Consider the following 18,036-nt stretch of genomic DNA (forward strand, 5'->3'; position numbering starts at 1 on the left):
TCAGGCGGTAGAAGCCACCGGTTCCTCCTGCTCCGGCGTCCCCACAAACGTCCGCCACAACTCGGCGTAATGTCCGTCCAGTTGGAGCAGCTCGTCGTGGGTGCCGTCCTCCGCCACCCGGCCGTGGTCCATGACCACGACCCGGTCCGCGCGAGCCGCCGTCGTCAGGCGGTGGGCGACCACCAGCGTGGTACGGCGGCCCGCCACGCGGTCGGTGGCCTGGTTGACCAGGGCCTCCGTCGCCAGGTCCAGCGCGGCGGTGGCCTCGTCGAGGAGCAGGACGTCCGGGTCGACGAGCTCGGCGCGGGCCAGGGCGATCAGCTGGCGCTGGCCCGCGGAGAGGTTGCGGCCGCGCTCGGCGACCTCGTGGAGGTAGCCGCCGTCCAGCGTGGCGATCATGTCGTGCGCGCCGACCGCGCGGGCCGCGGCCTCCACCTCGGCGTCGGTGGCGGCGGGGCGGCCGTAGGCGATGGCGTCACGGACCGTGCCCTGGAAGAGGTACGCCTCCTGGGGGACGACCCCGAGCCGGTGCCGGTACGAGGTCAGCTCAAGCGACCGCAGATCCGTACCGTCGACCGTCACCCGGCCGCCCGTCGGGTCGTAGAACCGGGCGACCAGCTTCACGAGGGTCGACTTGCCCGCGCCGGTCTCCCCGACGAAGGCGACGGTCTGCCCGGCGGGGATGTGCAACGACACGCCGCTGAGGGCCTCTTCGGCCTCGTCCGCGGATCCGTACGCGAAGTCGACGTCCTCGAAGGCGATTTCGCCCCGAAGGGAGAGGACCTCGAGCGGCTCCTCGGCGGCCTTCGTCGAGGTCGGCTCCTGGAGCAGCTCCTGGATGCGGCCGAGCGAGACGGTGGCCTGCTGGTAGCCGTCGAAGACCTGCGAGAGCTGCTGCACGGGCGCGAAGAAGAGGTCGATGTAGAGGAGGTACGCCACGAGGGCGCCGGTCGTCAGGGTGCCGGAGTCCACCCGGTGGGCGCCCACGATCAGCACGGCCGCCGCGGCCACCGACGACAGCAGCTGCACGAACGGGAAGTAGACGGATATCAGCCACTGCCCGCGGATGCGCGCCTGGCGGTAGCTGTCGCTGCCCTCCGCGAATCGTCGCCCGCCCGAGCGCTCACGCCGGAACGCCTGCAGGATCAGCAGCCCGGACACCGATTCCTGGAGGTCGGCGTTGACCACCGACACGCGCTCGCGGGCGAGTTCGTACGCCTTCACGCTCGCCCGGCGGAAGAAGAACGTGCCGATGATCAGCGGCGGCAGCGTCACGAAGACGACCAGCGCCAGCTGTACGTCGATCACCAGCAGCGCGCCCATGATGCCGAAGAAGGTGACGACGGAGACGAACGCGGTGACCAGGCCGGTCTGCAGGAAGGTCGACAGCGCGTCGACATCGGTCGTCATCCGGGTCATGATCCGACCCGTCAACTCCCGCTCGTAGTAGTCGAGTCCGAGGCGCTGCAGCTGGGCGAAGATCTTCAGGCGGAGCGAGTACAGGACCCGCTCCCCCGTCCGTCCCGTCATCCGCGTCTCGCCGATCTGCGCCGCCCACTGGACGAGCACGGTGACCAGCCCGAGCGCGGCCGCGGCCCACACCGCGCCGAGCGCCATCTGGGTGACGCCCTTGTCGATGCCGTGCCGGATCAGCACGGGCAGCAGCAGGCTCATGCCCGCGTCGACGGCGACGAGGCCCAGGCTCACCAGGAGGGGAAGTCCGAAGCCGCGCAGCAGCCGCCGCAGTCCGTACGAGTCCTCCGGCGTGACCGCGCGCGCCTCGTCGATGCCGGGGGCGTCGGTGGCCGGCGGCAACGCCTCGACCTGGGCCAGGAGTTCGGGGGTGGCGGGCATCCCGGCGAGCGCGTTGTCCTTCGGCTCCCGGTCGCCGGTCCACAGATGCGGCGTGACACCGCGCTCGGCGTCGAACTCGGCGTCCAGTTCGTCCCGTACGGAGGTGTCCTCCTGCGGTGCCGTCGGATGAGCGTGTCCCGGGGAGACCCCGCCCAGCTCGTCCGGGTCGGTGAGCAGCCGCCGGTACAGCGGGGACCGCTGCTGGAGCTCTTCGTGGGTGCCGATGGCGGCGAGGCGCCCGCCGTCGAGCACGGCGATGCGGTCGGCGAGGTTGAGCGTGGAGCGCCGGTGCGCGATCAGGAGGGTGGTGCGGCCCTCCATGACCCCCTTGAGGGCCTCGTGGATCTCGTGCTCGACGCGGGCGTCCACGGCGGAGGTGGCGTCGTCGAGGACGAGCAGCCGCGGGTCGGTGAGGATCGCGCGGGCGAGGGCGACGCGCTGCCGCTGGCCGCCGGAGAGGGTGAGGCCGTGCTCGCCGACCTTGGTGTCGTAGCCCTCGGGCAGCTCGGCGATGAACCGGTCGGCCTGGGCGGCGCGGGCGGCGGTCTCGATCTCCTCCTGGGTCGCCTCGGGGCGGCCGTACGCGATGTTGGCGCGCACGGTGTCGGAGAAGAGGAAGGAGTCCTCGGGGACGAGCCCGATCGCGGCGCGCAGCGAATCCTGCGTCAGCTCGCGCACATCGTGGCCGCCGACGAGGACGGCGCCGTGCGTGACGTCGTAGAAGCGCGGGAGGAGGAGGGAGACCGTGGACTTCCCGGAGCCGGAGGAGCCGACGACGGCGAGGGTCTCGCCGGGCCGGATCTCGAACGACAGCCCGTCCAGTACGGGCCGCCCCGCCTCGTAACCGAACGACACGTCGTCGAACTCGACGGTCGCGGGCGCGTCGGCGGGCAGCGTCTTCGTCCCGTTCTGGATCGACGGCTCGGTGTCGATGAGTTCGAGCACGCGCTCGGCACCGGCGCGGGCCTGCTGCCCGACCGTGAGGACGACGGCGAGCATCCGGACGGGCCCGACGAGCTGTGCGAGATACGAGGAGAACGCCACGAACGTACCGAGCGTGATCTGCCCGCGCACGGCGAGCCAGCCGCCCAGCGCGAGCATCGCGACCTGACCGACGGCGGGGACGGCCTGGAGGGCCGGGGTGTACTTGGCGTTGAGCCGGATGGTCCGCAGCCGCCCCGCGAAGAGCCGCCGCCCGACCTCCCTGAGCTTCCCGGTCTCCTGCTCCTCCTGCCCGAAGCCCTTCACCACGCGTACGCCGCTGACGGCGCCGTCGACCACGCCCGCGACGGCGGCGGCCTGCGCCTGCGCGTACCAGGTGGCGGGGTGCAGCTTGGAGCGGCTGCGCTTGGCGACGAACCAGAGGGCGGGGGCGACGGCGAGCGCCACGAGGGTGAGCGGGAGCGACAGCGCGGCCATGATCCCGAGCGAGATCAGGAAGAGGAGGATGTTCCCGATCGTCATCGGGAGCATGAAGAGCAGGCCCTGGATCAGCTGAAGGTCGCTGGTGGCGCGGCCGACGACCTGTCCCGTGGACAGCTCGTCCTGGCGCCTGCCGTCGAGCCGGGTGATCGTCTCGTACATCTCCGTACGAAGATCGTGCTGGACGTCGAGGGCGAGGCGGCCGCCGTAGTAGCGGCGGATGTAGGTGAGGACGTAGACGACGACGGCGGCGGCTATGAGGGCGCCCGCCCAGACAGCCATGCTCCGGGTGTGATCCCCGACCACGTCATCGATGATCACCTTCGTGATCAGCGGGACCAGCGCCATGACGGCCATGCCGGCCAGCGACGAGCCGAGCGCGAGGACGACGTCCTTCGGGTACCGCCATGCGTAGCCGGCCAGTCGCCGTGCCCAGCCGGCTCCCTGTTCCCGCCGCGCCCGGCCCCGCATTTCCCCCTGCTGCGCTGCCACGCCGGTGCCTTCCGTAGATCTCACTCCGCCGGAAGGCACCAACGCCAAATGAAGCGGATTTCATCCCTCCGCAATATTCGCCCCCCTACGGCAGCCGGACCCGCAGGGAGTAGAAGCGGGTGATCTGGACCGGGTTCTGGTTGTCGTCGCTGACCAGGAGGAGGTTCAGACGGCCGTGGGTGCGGCCGGTGACCGCCAGGCCCTCGATGTTGTCGAGGAGTGGATTGGGCTGGGGCTGCTTGGCCTGGGCGCCCAGTGAAGGACAGTTCACGAGGTCGGCGAGGAGGGTCTTGCGGGCGAGCCGTACGCCGTCCTGACCGGTGAGGGTGTCGACGCCGCTGGTGTCCGTGGCGTGCCGCGGGTCCGCCAGGTAGAGCCGGACCGTGTTGCCGACGCCCGACGTGAAGCCGCGCTCTAGGACGAGGAGGCGCCCGTCGGGGGTGGCGGTGACCTCGGAGACGCCGAGACCGCTGTCGGTGCGGTAGCCGTACTGGGCGGACAGGCGGAAGTCCTCGCGGACGGTGTGCCGGTCCCAGGTCTGGAAGCGGACGATGCCGGTGGTGTCGCCGGACAGCGCGCCCTCCATGGCTGCGAGCAGCCTGTGCCCGCCGGGCAGCAGGGTCAGCCCCTCGAAGGTCTGGTTCGAGGTGGCGCGGCCCGCGGGAGCGACCTTGAGGGCGTCCGGCACGGGGAGGCTGCCGACCAAGGTGCCGTCCGGCTCGTAGCGGCGTACGGACGGCTCGGTCTCGGAGGTGACGAGACGGGTGCCGATGGGGGTCCCCCCGCTCGAGCGGAGCCGAGAGTGGGGGAGGTCGACGACCAGCCCCTCGGAGTCGAGCGCGGCGCCCTTCTCGTCGGCGAGCGGGACGACACCGGTGGGCCGGAGGGTCCTGCGGTCCAGCGTGAAGAGCGAGGACCGGTCGGACAGCGCGGCTATCCGCCCGTCGCGGTCCACGGCGAGCGCGGAGAGGTTGCCGACGAACGTGCCCTCGTACGTCGTCTTGTCGAGCGCGTCGGAGAAGCTCTCGATGGAGACGGAGGGCGAACAGGCGTTGCCCGCAAGGGCGTTGACCGGAGTGGCGGCGGACAGACAAGTGGCCGCCGCCAGCCCGGCGCTGACGGTCGCGAGTACGGATCTCAGGCGCATGGCCGTCACCGTAGAGCGAGTTGATGCCGTCGAGATGGATTCCCCGTGAAGCGTCAGCCGCCGGACGGCACCGCCGGGAACGCCTCCTGCGGCGTGGCCGTCGGCGTGTACCGCTGGGCGCTCGTGGTCACCGGCACGAGGTCCTTGTGGATGGCCCTGGCGACGCCCTGGATGGTGGCGACGCCGTAGTCCATGGTGCTGTTCCCGTGCGTGAGCACGGAGATCATGTAGTCGTGGCCACCACCGTTGAAGGTGCCGATGCTGTGCACCCGCCAGCCGTGCGTGGACCGCGACAGCCAGCCGTTCTTGACGTGCACGGAGACGGAGGAGGGCGCCCCGGCGGGCGTGCCCCACCTCTGGGAGGAGATGACGTTCCCCATCAACTTCAGGATGTACGCGCGGGAGTTGTCGCTCAGCACGGTGTTCTTGGCGGTGACGAGGGCGAGCAGCTTCTGCTCGTCGCGGACGGTGATCTGGGTGAGACCCCAGTAGCCGTTCGCGCCCGGCACGGTCTGGGTCATCCCGGCGGCGGCGATGAATCCCTTGATCTTGGTCATGCCGAGCTGGCGCCACAGGGTGGTGGTCGCGTTGTTGTCGGACTTGGTGATCATGGCGGTGGCGAGGGTCGCCTCGCGATCCGTGAGATACCGATTGTGCTTCTTGGCGTCCCACAGCAGCGTGGCGAGAACGGTCACCTTCACGACACTGGCCGAGTCGAAGGCGGTGCTGCTCCGCAGGGAGCACGTGGTCTTGGTCGTCCGGTCGTAAAGACCGACGGCGATCGTCCCCCTGCGGTTCGCGAGCGCCGCGGTGATGTCCCTCTGCAGCTTCGTGGCCAGGCCCGCCTGGGCCGACGTACAGCTGACCGTCGGTGTCGTCGCGGCGGCGGCGGGCGTGGCGGCTGCCACGAGCGGCACGATCACTCCGGCGCCGAGGCTCGCTGCGAGCACACGGGTACCCCGGGATTTCCGGTGAGTCATGAAGGCTTCCCATCCCCTTGAACCGATACGAATGCGCCAAGGGCGCACTCGCCTCCCTTGACTCACAGGGCCGGCCGAAAGTTGTACGTGCGTTCCCGGGGCGGGGGTTCGGACCGCTCGGACTTATCGGGGCCACCGGGTGGGGCCACCGGGGCGGCCGCTCTCTTACCCGTATCTCACCCACGCACAGCTCACCCCCAGGCAGAGCACAGCCCGCGCCCATCGGGCGTATGCATGGTGCACTGGTGACATCTGCCACCGACCCACTGTCCCCGGCCCCCGGCCGCTCCGTGGCCCCCGGCGTACCGACCGCCGCGCCGCCCCAGGGGCCGTCCCCCACACCCACCGCACCCCGCTGGTCGCTCCCCGCGCTGATCGCGATCACGGTGCTGGCCGGAGTCCTGTACTCCTGGAACCTCTCCTCCTCCAGCCTGAACAGCTTCTACAGCGCGGCCGTGCTCAGCGGTACGCACAGCTGGAAGGCGTGGTTCTTCGGCTCGCTCGACGCGGGCAACTTCATGACCGTCGACAAGCCACCGCTCGTGCTCATGGTCATGGGCCTGTCCTGCCGGGTGTTCGGCTACGGCACCTGGCAGATGATGCTGCCGCTGATCGGGGCCGCGCTCGGCACGATCTGGATCCTGCACGCGTCCGTGAAGCGGGTGTTCGGACACGCCGCCGCGGCGATCGCCTCGCTCGTGCTCGCGCTCACCCCGATCACCGTCGCCATCAACCGCGACAACAACCCCGACTCGCTGCTGGTCCTGCTGATGGTCGGCGGCGCGGCGCTCGCGCTGCGCGCCGTGCAGAACGACAAGCTGCTGCCGCTGATCGGCTCGGCGGTCTGCTTCGGACTCGCCTTCAACACCAAGATGCTCCAGGGCTACATCGCCCTGCCCGCCGTCTTCGCGGTGTACCTGTACGCGTCCCGGCTCGGCCTGGTGAAGCGGATCGTGAACCTGCTGCTCGCGGGCGTCGCCCTGGCCGTCTCCAGCTTCTGGTGGGCGGCGGCCGTGTCGCTGGTGCCCGCGTCCGAGCGGCCGTACATCGGCGGTTCGACGGACGGATCCGCCTGGAACCTGATCATGGGCTACAACGGCCTGGGCCGGGTCTTCGGCGGCGAGGGCAACGGCGGAGGCGGCGGGGGCGGGGGCGGCGGTTTCTCCGGGACCGCCGGCCTCGGCCGGATGTTCAACGACATCCTGGGCGGCCAGATTTCGTGGCTGCTGCCCTTCGCGGGCATCGCGCTCGTGGGCGGTCTGGTGCTGTGCGGGCGGGCGCCGCGCACCGACCTGACGCGTGCCGCGCTGGTGCTCTGGGGCGGCTGGACCGCGCTGCACTATCTGACCTTCGCCATGGCCGAAGGCACCATGCACCCGTACTACACGACCGCCCTCGCGCCCGGTGTCGCGGTGCTGTGCGGAGGCGGCGGCGTCATGCTGCTGCGCGCCTTCCGTGCCGACAAGCGGTGGGTGTGGGTGCTGCCCGTCGCCCTGGGCGCCACCGGCATCTGGTCGATCGTGCTGCTGCGCCGGGCCTCCGGCTGGAACACCTGGCTGTGGCCGACGATCGCGGTGGTCATGGCGCTGGCGATCGCGGGTCTGCTGGTCTTCCGCTCCGGCCGGCGCGTCCAGTTGTTCACGGCCTCCGTGGCCGCAGCCGTCGTCGCGTCCGTCGCCGGTCCGGCCGCGTACGCCGCTTCGGTGCCCTCGGGCTCGGGCGGCGGCATGATGGGCGGCACCAACCCGACGGCCGGGCCGACCACGGGCAGCGGCGGTTTCGGCGGCGGCCGGGGCGGCTTCGGCGGCGGAAACGGCGGTCCCGGTGGCGGTGAGATGCCGGGCGGCACCCAGCAGGGCGCCCAACAGGACGGCGCGAACGGTCAGATGGGTACGCCGCCGAGCGGTGCCCCCGGCGGCGCTCAGCAGGGCGGCGGCGAGCTGCCCGGCGACGGCGAGAACGGTGCCTTCCCCGGCGGCGGGCAGGGGGGCGGCGAGACGGGTACGCCCCCGAACGGCACCGGCGGGACCAGCGGCACCACCGGCCAACGCGGCGGCTTCGGCGGCGGTATGGGCGCAGGCATGGGCGGCGGCGCGAACAGCGAGCTGATCACGTACCTGAAGAAGCACCGGGACGGCGCCAAGTGGCTGCTCGCGGTGTCAGGTTCGCAGAGTGCCGCGCAGCTGATCGTGAGCAGCGGGCAGCCCGTCATCTCCATGTGGGGCTGGACCGGCACCGACAAGGCGATGACACTCGCCAAGCTCAAGGAGCTGGTGAAGAAGGGCGAGTTGCACTACATCCAGCTCGGCGGCGGCATGGGCGGCGGTGGCATGGGCCAGGGCGCCTCGGACAGCGTCAGCTCCGAGGTCACGGCCTGGGTGCAGAAGCACGGTACGGCGGTGAAGGAGAGCGCGTACAGCAAGAGCACGACCTCCTCGACCGGCTCCGACTCCGGCTCCGGCTCCGGCTCCGAGTCCGACTCGCAGACGCAGAACGGCCAGTCGTCGTCGCTCTACCGCCTGGACCCGTCGGACCTCGACTGAGCCAGACCGAACCCCCGTTCACACTGCGGCCCTTGACCGATCAGCCCTCGGTCAGGGGCCGCATTGGTATCCCAAATCACGCGCGCTACGCGCGACTTGCCGGATCCCGACACACAACCGACCCCTCCCGTTCATTCACGGAAACACATGTCCATGTCACGCTCCGGTTGGCCGCTCATTCAACCCGCGTAGAACGGACGCCCCCACATGCCCGCCACGCACATACGCCGCTGGAAGACGCTGGCGCTGACCACCTCCGCCGTGCTCGTCGGCCTCACCATGCCGGCGGTGACCGCCACTCCGGCGAGCGCCACGACGACCGCGTACGACACCACGTACTACAAGAACGCGGTCGGCAAGACCGGCACGAGCCTCAAGTCCTCGCTGCACACCATCATCAGCAGCCAGTCGAAGCTCTCCTACTCGGCGCTCTGGGACGCGCTGAAGGTCACGGACCAGGACCCGAACAACAGCGGCAACGTGATCCTGCTGTACTCCGGCCTCTCCCGCAGCAAGACCCTCAACGGCGGCGACGTCGGCGACTGGAACCGCGAGCACGTGTGGGCGATCTCGCACGGCGACCTCACCACCTCGACGGGCCCCGGCACCGACCTCCACCACATCCGCCCCGAGGACGTGCAGGTCAACGGCATCCGCGGCAACAAGGATTTCGACGAGGGCGGCAGCGCCTTCACCAACGCCGGCGGCAGCCTCACCGACTCCGACTCCTTCGAGCCGCGCGACGCGGTCAAGGGTGACGTGGCCCGGATGATCCTCTACATGGCGGTCCGCTACGAGGGCGACGACGCCTTCGCCGACCTGGAGCCCGACGACAAGGTCGCCAACGGCAGCACCCCGTACATCGGCAGGCTCTCGGTCCTCAAGCAGTGGAACGACGAGGACCCGCCGGACAGCTTCGAGGAGCACCGCAACCAGGTCATCTACGACACCTACCAGCACAACCGCAACCCGTTCATCGACCACCCGGAGTGGGTGGAGGCGATCTGGTAGACCGCCACCACCGGTGGCCGGGCCTCAGTCCAGGTGGGTCGGGGCGAACATCCGCAGTACGGCCGGGAGCAGCACCACCGAAGGCCCGGGCGTGGCAAGCGCCTTCGCCAGGTCCTGCTCCAGCGTCCCGGGGGTCGTACGGACCCCCGGGACGCCGAACGACTCCGCGAGGGCGACGTAGTCCGGGCGGGCCAGCTCCGTCGCCGTCGCCTGGCCGAACGTGTCGGTCATGTACTCGCGCAGGATGCCGTAGCCGCCGTCGTCGACGATCAGCCAGGTGACGTTCAGGTCGTACTGCTTCGCCGTCGCCAGCTCGGCGATCGAGTACAGCGCGCCGCCGTCGCCGGAGACCGCGAGGACCGGGCGGGTGGGGTCGGCGGCGGCCGCCCCGAGCGCGGCGGGGAAGCCGTAGCCGAGGCCGCCCGCGCCCTGGGCGGAGTGCATGGTGTTCGCGCCGCGCGCGTCGAAGGCGGACCACGCCCAGTACGCGAGGATCGTCATGTCCCAGAAGGACGGGGAGTCGTCCGGGAGGGCCCGGCGTACCGACGCCAACACGTCCTGTTCCAGGGTGAGTTCCTGGGATGCGATGCGCTCGGCGACGTTCCCCAGCACCGTGCGTACCCGGTCCGCCGCCGTCGGGTCCGTCCGCTCCTCCACCGTCTCCAGCAGCGCCGACAGCGCGAGGCGCGCGTCCGCGTGGATGCCCAGCGCCGGGTGGTTGGACTCCAGCTTGCCGAGGTCGGCCTCGATCTGGATGACCCGGCCGCGGGGCTTGAACGTGTGGTAGTTCGAGGAGAGTTCGCCGAGGCCCGAGCCCACCACCAGGAGGACGTCCGCGTCCTCCAGGAAGTCGGTGGTGTGGCGGTCCTCCAGCCAGGACTGGAGGGAGAGCGGGTGGTTCCAGGGGAAGGCGCCCTTGCCGCCGAAGGTGGTGACGACGGGGGCGCTCAGCCTTTCGGCGAGCTGACGGAGCTTTCCGGACGCGTCCGCGCGTACGACACCGCCGCCCGCGATGATCGCGGGGCGCGAGGCACGCGAGAGCAAGTCGGCGGCCACCGCGGTCAGTTCGGGGCGCGGGACCACGTCCTCCGGGGTCGCGTCCATCGCGGTCACCACCGGCAGGCGGGTCTCGGCGAGGAGGACGTCCTGCGGGATCTCCAGCCACACCGGGCCGTGCGGAGCGGTCAGCGCCGACTCCCAGGCGGCCGCGATGGCGGACGGGATCTGCGACTGCGTCCGAACGGTGTGAACCGACTTCACCACACCCCTGAACGACGCCTGCTGGTCCGGGAGTTCATGCAGATAGCCGTGGCGGCCGCCGCCGAGTCCCGCGGTGGGGATCTGGCTGCTGATCGCGAGGACGGGGGCGGAGGCCGCCGCCGCTTCCTGGAGCGCGGCCAGCGAGGTCAGCGCCCCGGGGCCGGTGGAGAGCAGCAGCGGGGCCGCCTCACCGGTGATCCGCCCGTACGCGTCCGCCGCGAACCCCGCGTTGTTCTCGACGCGCAGGCCGACGTACTGCAACGAGGACCTGCGCAGCGCGTCGAACATGCCCAGCGCGTGCTGGCCGGGCAGACCGAAGACCGTCGTCGCGCCGAGACCGGCGAGGGTCTCCACGACCAGGTCTCCGCCGTTGCGGCCGGGGGGAGGGTTCAGCGCGGCCTCCGTCTGTGCCGCCGACGGACGGAGAACCAGGTCGTGGTCGTGAGTCACTTCGCGCGGGCCTCGGCAATCTGGCGGGACATGATGGTGGTCAGTTCGTACGCGGTGTGCGACGCGGCCACCGCCGTGATCTCGGCGTGGTCGTACGCGGGCGCGACCTCGACGACGTCGGCCGAGACCAGGTTGCAGGACGCCAGCCCGCGCAGGATCTCCAGGAGCTCGCGGGAGGTCATGCCGCCCGCCTCCGGCGTGCCCGTGCCGGGCGCGTGCGCCGGGTCGAGGCAGTCGATGTCGATGGAGATGTAGAGCGGGCGGTCGCCGATGCGCTGGCGCAGCTGGTCGGCGACCTCGTCGGCGCCGCGGCGGTAGATGTCCGCCGAGGTGACGATGCCGAAGCCCATCTTCTCGTCGTCGGTGAGGTCCTGCTTGCCGTAGAGCGGACCGCGGGTGCCGACGTGCGAGAGGGCGGAGGTGTCGAGGATGCCCTCCTCGACGGCGCGACGGAACGGGGTGCCGTGGGTGTACTCGGCGCCGAAGTACGTGTCCCAGGTGTCGAGGTGCGCGTCGAAGTGGAGCAGCGCGACCGGGCCGTGCTTCTTGGCGACCGAGCGGAGCAGCGGCAGCGCGATGGTGTGGTCGCCGCCGAGGGTCATCAGGCGGGCGCCGGTGCCGAGCAGTTCGTCGGCGGCGGCCTCCACCGTCTCCACGGCCTCGTTGATGTTGAACGGGTTCGCCGCGATGTCACCGGCGTCCGCGACCTGCGCGAGGGCGAAGGGGGAGGCGTCCTGCGCCGGGTTGTAGGGGCGCAGCAGCCGGGACGCCTCGCGGATCGCGTTGCCGCCGAAGCGGGCGCCCGGCCGGTACGAGACGCCGGAGTCGAACGGCACACCGACCACGGCGACATCGGCGGTGCCGACCTCGTCGAGGCGCGGCAGCCGGGCGAAGGTCGCGGGGCCCGCGTACCGCGGGATGCGGGACGAGTCGACGGGGCCGCGGGGCGTCTCGTTGCTGCTCATGGAATTGCCTTCTTTCCTACGCTTCGTCGCGTATGTACAACTGATACGACTCTACTGGTGAACCGGGGCCGGTTCGGACACGGGTTCGGCGGCGACCCGGCCCGCGAGCCGCTCCCGCCAGGCCGCCAGCACCGCCGCGTCGGTCGCGGGCGTGGCCAGCGAGACGACGACGTACACGGCCAGCGAGGACAGCAGCCCGTAGTAGACGGGCTCGTTCGCGAGGATGCCGTAGGTCGCCATCAGGCCGATGACCGCGAGGCCGCCGACGACGACGGAGGCGAGCGCGCCCTGCGCCGTGCCGCGCTTCCACAGCAGTCCGCCGAGGATCGGCACGAGCAGACCGCCGACGAGCAGGTTGTACGCGACGGTCAGGGCCTCGACGACGTTGTTGAGCGCGATCGCCGTACAGATCACCGCGACGCCCATGATCAGGATGAAGGCGCGGTTGCCCCTGACCTCGTCGTGGTCCTCGCCGTCGCGCTTCACGGCCCCGCGCAGTCGCGACCAGATGTCGTTGTTGGCGACGGTGGCGCAGGCGATGAGGGCGCCGGAGGAGGTGGACATCACCGCGGCGAGGGCGGCGGCGAGCACCAACCCCCTTACGCCGACCGGGAGTTCGTCCTTGACGATGGTCGCGAAGGCGGTGTCGGCGCTGGGCAGCTTCGGGTAGAGCACCTTGGCGGCCGTACCGATGACGGCGCCGGCGAGTGCGTACACCAGGCAGTAGGTGCCGGCGACGGTGCCGCCCCACTTCGCCGTGGTGTCGCTGCGGGCGGTGAACACGCGCTGCCAGATGTCCTGGCCGATCAGCATGCCGAACGTGTAGATCAGCACGTATGTGAAGATCGTCTCGCCGCCGATGCCCAGCGGGTCGAAGTACTCGGTGGGCAGCTTGGCCTTCATCTCACTGAACCCGCCGGCCTTGATGACGGCGATGGGAAGCAGGAGCAGCAGCACACCGACGGTCTTGACGACGAACTGCACCATGTCGGTGAGGGTGATCGACCACATGCCGCCGAGCGTCGAGTACGCGACGACGATCGAGCCACCGAGGACGATCGCGAGCGTCCGGTTCATGTCGAAGAGGACGTCGAAGATCGTGGCGTACGCGATGGTCGAGGTGACCGCGAGCATGAGGGTGTACGCCCACATGACGACACCGGAGATGACACCGGCCCGGCCGCCGTAGCGGAGGTCCAGCATCTCGGAGACGGTGTAGACCTTCAGACGGGCTATGCGGGCGGAGAAGAAGACGGAGAGGGCGAGGAGCCCGAGGCCGATGGTGAACACCATCCAGGCGCCCGAGAGCCCGTACTGGTACCCCAGCCCGACGCCACCGATGGTGGACGCGCCGCCGAGGACGATGGCGGCCATGGTCCCGGAGTACATGGCGGGCCCGAGCCGCCGCCCTGCCACGAGGAACTCACTCTTGGACTTGGCGCGGCGCATGCCCCACCAGCCCATGGCCAGCATGCCGGCCAGATAGACGACGATCACTGTGTAGTCGACGGCCATGTGGGGCCCTCCTTCGCGCACTCTCGGTGGCGTGTCGTGCAGATGGATCCGGGGACGCGGCCGGGAGCGTTGCTGTCCGGCCGGGAGACCGGCAGCGGATCGCGGGGACATACGCCCGTACCCGCGGCTGCCGACGGCACTGACCCTAGGTGGCCGGAAAGCGACTCTGAAGTGTACGTTTCATCCACTGCCGCTGAACCGGATGGAGGGAACGTCCACCATGCCGGACACATCTGCCCCACCTGTCCCCCCGACCCCACCGGTCCCCCTTTCCGCTCTCCTGGCCCGGGAGGATCTGGGCCTGCGCCAGATCGCCGGCCCGCTGGACGAGGCGACGGTGATCCACTGGGCGCACACCTCGGAGATGGCCGACCCGTACCCGTATCTGCTGGGCGGCGAGCTGCTCCTGACCGCCGGGGTCCACATCCCCGAGGCGGCGGGCTCGGGCACGTACTTCGACGACTATGTGTCCCGCATCGTCGCGGCGGGCGGCGCGGCCCTCGGCTTCGGCCTGGCCCCGGTCCACGACACGGTCCCGCGGGCGCTGGTCGCGGCCTGCGACGCGTACGGCCTGCCCCTCCTGGAGGTCCCGCCCCAGACCACCTTCTCCGGCGTGGCCCGCGCGGTCTGGCAGCTCATGGCCCAGGCCCGCCTGGCGGAACTGCGCCGTGTGACGGAGGCCCAGCAGAGCCTGGCGGCGGCCGCGGCCCGCCCGGACCCGGTACCGGCGGTGCTGCGTCAGCTGGCCCAGCGGGTGGGAGGCTGGGCTGTGCTGTACGGGCCGGACGGGGTGGAGCTGGCCGGCGCGGGGAGGGTGGCTGAGGCGGCCCCGCCCGGGAGTACCCCCGTAGCGCGGACGCTCGCCGAGCTGGCCGCTGTCGTGCGACCCGGGGAGGGGAGAACCGCTCCCTCCTCGGCCACCGACACCGTCGGCGGTGTCCATCTCGCCGCCTACGCCCTCGGGGCCGGGCAGGGCTTCGTGCTCGGCGTCGGGGCTCCGCACCGTGAATCCGGGGACCACACCATCGCCTCCGTCGCGGCGGTGCTGCTCTCGCTGCTCACGGGGGAGCACCAGAGCGGGAGCGGGGCGGCGCGGCTCGCGGCGCTCGTGCGGGTGCTGCTCGGGGCCTGTCCCGAGGACGTGGCGCCGCTCCTCGGGGGCGAACGATGGGTCGTCGTGCACGCGCGCCCAGCAGGGGACGGCCCCGCACCGGACGCCGTCGCCGCGTCCGCGCTGGGGGCGGCGCTGGGTTCCGCGCTGGTCGACGCGGGCGGTGACGTCGTACGGGTCCTCGTGCCCGGCGACCGTGAGCCCACCGCGCAGCCGGGCTGGACGTGCGGGGTCAGCGCGCCGGTCGGCCCGCACGAGTGGGCAGCCGCCGACACCCAGGCGGCCCGCGCCCTGGCCCGCGCCCGCGCGACCCGGTCGCCCCTGGTCCGCCACGGCGAGCGCCCCGCCCTCGCGGACCTCGTCCCCCCGGCCGACGCCGAGGCCCACGCCCGCACCCTCCTCGCCCCCATCGCCGCCACCCCCGCCCTCACCGAGACCCTCCGCACCTGGCTCTCCCTCCACGGCAGTTGGGACCGCACAGCCGTGGCCCTCTCCGTCCACCGAAACACCGTCCGCCAACGCATCGCGCGGTGCGGGGCGTTGCTGGCCGCGGACCTGGACGATCCTGATGTGCGGATGGAGTTGTGGTTCGCGTTGCGGGAGGGGTGACGGGGTGCGGGACGGCAGGGGGGAGGGCCACGGGGCGACGGGGCGGAGGGCAGCGAGGCCGCCAGGCCGCGAGGCCGCAAGCCCGCCAGGCCGCAAGCCCGCCAGGCCGCCAGGCCGCCAGGCCGCGAGGCCGCAAGCCCGCCAGGCCGCAAGCCCGCCAGGCCGCGAGGCCGCAAGCCCGCCAGCCCGCAAGCCCGCGAGGCCGCGAGGCCGCGAGGCCGCGAGGCCGCGAGGCCGCGAGGCCGCGAGGCCGCGAGGCCGCGAGGCCGCGAGGCCGCGAGGCCGCGAGGCCGCGAGGCCGCGAGGCCGCGAGGCCGCGAGGCAAGCTTTCCAAGTGACCGAGTCGGGTGGGTGGGTGGGAAGCGCCGCCGCGGAGCGGCGGGAAGCGCCCGCACCAGGCGGCAGTGACAAGGCACCCAGGCCCAGCGGGAGGCACCGTCGCGGAGCGGCGGGGAGCCGCGCACCGGGCCGCGGTGGCAAGGCGCCCGGGCCCAGTTGAGGAGGCACCGTCGCGGAGCGGCGGGAAGCGCCCGCACCAGGCGGCAGTGACAAGGCACCCAGGCCCAGCGGGAGGCACCGTCGCGGAGCGGCGGGAGCGGCGCACCGGGCGGCGGTGACAAGGCACCCAGACCCGGGGGGAAGCAACGCCGCGGAGCGGCGGGAGCGGCGCACCGGGCGGCAGTGACAAGGCACCCAGACCCGGCGGGAAGCAACGCCGCGGAGCGGCGGGAGCGGCCGCACCGGGCGGCAGTGACAAGGCACCCAGACCCGGCGGGAAGCAACGCCGCGGAGCGGCGGGAGCGGCGCACCGGGCGGCAGTGACAAGGCACCCAGACCCGGCGGGAAGCAACGCCGCGGAGCGGCGGGAGCGGCCGCACCGGGCGGCAGTGACAAGGCACCCAGACCCGGCGGGAAGCAACGCCGCGGAGCGGCGGGAGCGGCCGCACCGGGCGGCAGTGGCAAGGCACCGGGGGCCCACCCGGCCCCGTACCGCCGAGTGACCCGTGTCCCACGGTTCAGGACACCCGCCCGACGAGCGGAGCGCACCGGCACAATGGGGGGCATGCCGATACCCGGGACCCCCAGCCGCGCCGAGCTCGTCGACCACCTCGTAAGGACCCGTATCGCGGGCGACGTGGCCACGCCCCGCGAGAACAACCTCTCCCACTACCGCAAGCTCGCGAACGGCGACCGCAACTTCTGGCTCGGCCTGGAGCTCGGTGACCGCTGGACCGACGAGCAGGACGTACTCGCGGTGATGGCGGAGCGGTGCGGCGTCAGCGACGACCCGGAGTACCGGTACGGGCAGGACACCATCGACCCGGAGCTGACGGTGGACGCCCTGGAGCGTGCCGCGGCCCGGCTGCGCAAGGCGGCGGACGGCGAGCAGCGGGTGCTGTTCGCCACCGGCCACCCCGGCGGTCTCCTCGACGTGCACCGCGCCACCGCCACCGCCCTGCGCGCCGCCGGCTGCGAGATCGTCGTCATCCCGGACAACCTGCAGACGGACGAGGGGTACGTCTTCCAGTTCGCGGACGTCGCGGTCCTGGAACACGGCGCGACGCTGTGGCACACCCACTCGGGTGAGCCGATGCGCGCGATCCTCACCGGCCTGGAGCGCGAGGGCCGCCCGCTGCCCGACCTGGTCGTCGCCGACCACGGCTGGGCGGGCTGCGCCGGCCAACTCGGCCTGGACTCCATCGGCTACGCCGACTGCAACGACCCCGCCCTGTTCCTCGCCGAGGCCGAAGGCACCGTCCAGGTGACGATCCCTATGGACGACCACGTCAAGAGCCCCCGGTTCTACGACCCGATGACGTCGTACCTGCTCGCGGCAGCGGGACTCGTATAAGCCCCGCAAGCCCGGTCCAAGTCCCGCCCAGGTCTCGTCCAGGTCCCGCCCCGGTCCCGTCCAAGTCCCTTCCGGATCCCGGCGATCGGCGCTAGATCCCGGCGATCGACGCGGGGGCACGCTCCACGCGGGCGAGCCCCCGGATCACGTCCACCGCCCCGTGCCGGCGCACCGCCAGGCGGGCGAGCAGCTCGACCACGGGCGCGGTGACGCGATCGGGGAACTCCGGGGTCGGCAGACCCACGCTGCACGCCAAGTCATCGGCGTGGACGACCAGTTCCATCAGGCGGGTGAGCAGGAAGTCGTCGAGGTCGAGGGACCAGTCGCCCCACGACTTCATCCGGACCGCCCGCCCGGCGGGCACCCGCGGAAGCTCGGCGCCCAGCCACCCGACCGCCTCCCGCGCACGCGCGAGGAGCGCCCCGTGCCCCTCGACGGCCGTCGCCTCGCCCCCTTTACGGATCCGCACATTGACCGCGCCGTCGACACCGGCGTCCAGCCAGGTCACCCGCTCCACGTAGTACTCCCGCAGGGACACCACCGGCTCCCCGGGCTCCGGCTCCTCGAGCAGCTCCGGAAGGGCCAGTTCCTGCCAGGCGGTGTGCCCGGCCAGGCCCCCGACGCTGAAGTCCCGCAGCGCGCTGGGCTTCTCCCACGCGGCCGCGACGGCGGGCTCGGCGACCAGCTCGACCACGGTCCCGGCCGCCTCCAGGAAGACCTCCCGGATCCGTCCCCCGCGCCAGTTCCACGACTCTTCCATACGGCTCATACCGCCCCCTCGGGTCCGCGACGTGAGGCGGGCCCCCTCGGGTCCGCGACGTGAGG

11 protein-coding genes are annotated in these 18,036 nt (G+C 72.0%); 4 read left to right on the plus strand and 7 right to left on the minus strand.

Annotated features, from left to right (window positions below; translation table 11 throughout):
- The 3 genes from AB5J53_RS18445 to AB5J53_RS18455 form a co-directional block, all read right to left on the minus strand.
- The gene (locus AB5J53_RS18445) at nucleotides 1-3,747 is read right to left on the minus strand and encodes an ABC transporter ATP-binding protein (RefSeq protein WP_369252308.1); all 3,747 of its coding nucleotides are present in this window, start codon (nucleotides 3,745-3,747) and stop codon (nucleotides 1-3) included.
- Between the two features lie 106 nt (nucleotides 3,748-3,853).
- On the minus strand, nucleotides 3,854-4,915 hold the full coding sequence (locus AB5J53_RS18450) for an esterase-like activity of phytase family protein (RefSeq protein WP_369246758.1): 1,062 nt from the start codon (nucleotides 4,913-4,915) through the stop codon (nucleotides 3,854-3,856).
- Nucleotides 4,916-4,968: 53 nt separating this feature from the next.
- Complete coding sequence (locus AB5J53_RS18455; RefSeq protein ID WP_369246759.1) at nucleotides 4,969-5,895, minus strand: serine hydrolase; 927 nt, start codon at nucleotides 5,893-5,895, stop codon at nucleotides 4,969-4,971.
- 245 nt (nucleotides 5,896-6,140) lie between these two features.
- On the opposite strand from AB5J53_RS18455, the gene AB5J53_RS18460 reads away from it, so the two are divergent.
- A complete protein-coding gene (locus tag AB5J53_RS18460) occupies nucleotides 6,141-8,438 on the plus strand; it encodes an ArnT family glycosyltransferase (RefSeq protein WP_369246760.1) in 2,298 nt (765 codons plus the stop codon).
- A gap of 207 nt (nucleotides 8,439-8,645) precedes the next feature.
- Entirely contained in the window at nucleotides 8,646-9,449 is an 804-nt protein-coding gene (locus AB5J53_RS18465) for an endonuclease I family protein (protein ID WP_369246761.1), read from the plus strand.
- Between the two features lie 24 nt (nucleotides 9,450-9,473).
- On the opposite strand, the gene AB5J53_RS18470 is transcribed toward AB5J53_RS18465, so the two are convergent.
- Genes AB5J53_RS18470 through AB5J53_RS18480 form a run of 3 tightly spaced genes read right to left on the minus strand, consistent with a single transcriptional unit; the run spans nucleotide 9,474 to nucleotide 13,639 of the window.
- Entirely contained in the window at nucleotides 9,474-11,159 is a 1,686-nt protein-coding gene (locus AB5J53_RS18470; RefSeq protein WP_369246762.1) for a thiamine pyrophosphate-binding protein, read from the minus strand.
- Nucleotides 11,156-12,124, minus strand: a complete 969-nt coding sequence (gene speB, locus AB5J53_RS18475) for an agmatinase (protein WP_362510292.1) — start codon at nucleotides 12,122-12,124, stop codon at nucleotides 11,156-11,158. The genes AB5J53_RS18470 and speB overlap by 4 nt, the downstream gene beginning before the upstream one ends.
- 51 nt (nucleotides 12,125-12,175) lie before the next feature.
- Complete coding sequence (locus AB5J53_RS18480) at nucleotides 12,176-13,639, minus strand: sodium:solute symporter (RefSeq protein ID WP_369246763.1); 1,464 nt, start codon at nucleotides 13,637-13,639, stop codon at nucleotides 12,176-12,178.
- Between the two features lie 220 nt (nucleotides 13,640-13,859).
- Between AB5J53_RS18480 and AB5J53_RS18485 the strand changes: the two genes are divergently transcribed.
- Entirely contained in the window at nucleotides 13,860-15,359 is a 1,500-nt protein-coding gene (locus tag AB5J53_RS18485) for a PucR family transcriptional regulator ligand-binding domain-containing protein (RefSeq protein WP_369246764.1), read from the plus strand.
- A 1,063-nt stretch (nucleotides 15,360-16,422) separates the two neighbouring features.
- Nucleotides 16,423-17,211 (plus strand): phosphatase, encoded by a 789-nt coding sequence (locus AB5J53_RS18490; protein ID WP_369246765.1) that lies wholly within the window; start codon nucleotides 16,423-16,425, stop codon nucleotides 17,209-17,211.
- A gap of 91 nt (nucleotides 17,212-17,302) precedes the next feature.
- Here the strand turns inward: AB5J53_RS18490 and AB5J53_RS18495 are convergent, their stop codons facing one another.
- The gene (locus AB5J53_RS18495; protein ID WP_369246766.1) at nucleotides 17,303-17,980 is read right to left on the minus strand and encodes a maleylpyruvate isomerase N-terminal domain-containing protein; all 678 of its coding nucleotides are present in this window, start codon (nucleotides 17,978-17,980) and stop codon (nucleotides 17,303-17,305) included.
- Between the last annotated feature and the right edge of the window lie 56 nt (nucleotides 17,981-18,036).

The organism is Streptomyces sp. R41 (assembly GCF_041053055.1).
Classification (GTDB): domain Bacteria; phylum Actinomycetota; class Actinomycetes; order Streptomycetales; family Streptomycetaceae; genus Streptomyces.

What these genes read in the sequence shown, in the direction of transcription:
- AB5J53_RS18445 (WP_369252308.1), bottom strand. Translation starts at nt 3,747, where the DNA reads ATGCGGGGCCGGGCGCGGCGGGAACAGGGAGCCGGCTGGGCACGGCGA.
- AB5J53_RS18450 (WP_369246758.1), bottom strand. Translation starts at nt 4,915, where the DNA reads ATGCGCCTGAGATCCGTACTCGCGACCGTCAGCGCCGGGCTGGCGGCG.
- AB5J53_RS18455 (WP_369246759.1), bottom strand. Translation starts at nt 5,895, where the DNA reads ATGACTCACCGGAAATCCCGGGGTACCCGTGTGCTCGCAGCGAGCCTC.
- AB5J53_RS18465 (WP_369246761.1), top strand. Translation starts at nt 8,646, where the DNA reads ATGCCCGCCACGCACATACGCCGCTGGAAGACGCTGGCGCTGACCACC.
- speB (WP_362510292.1), bottom strand. Translation starts at nt 12,124, where the DNA reads ATGAGCAGCAACGAGACGCCCCGCGGCCCCGTCGACTCGTCCCGCATC.
- AB5J53_RS18480 (WP_369246763.1), bottom strand. Translation starts at nt 13,639, where the DNA reads ATGGCCGTCGACTACACAGTGATCGTCGTCTATCTGGCCGGCATGCTG.
- AB5J53_RS18485 (WP_369246764.1), top strand. Translation starts at nt 13,860, where the DNA reads ATGCCGGACACATCTGCCCCACCTGTCCCCCCGACCCCACCGGTCCCC.
- AB5J53_RS18490 (WP_369246765.1), top strand. Translation starts at nt 16,423, where the DNA reads ATGCCGATACCCGGGACCCCCAGCCGCGCCGAGCTCGTCGACCACCTC.
- AB5J53_RS18495 (WP_369246766.1), bottom strand. Translation starts at nt 17,980, where the DNA reads ATGAGCCGTATGGAAGAGTCGTGGAACTGGCGCGGGGGACGGATCCGG.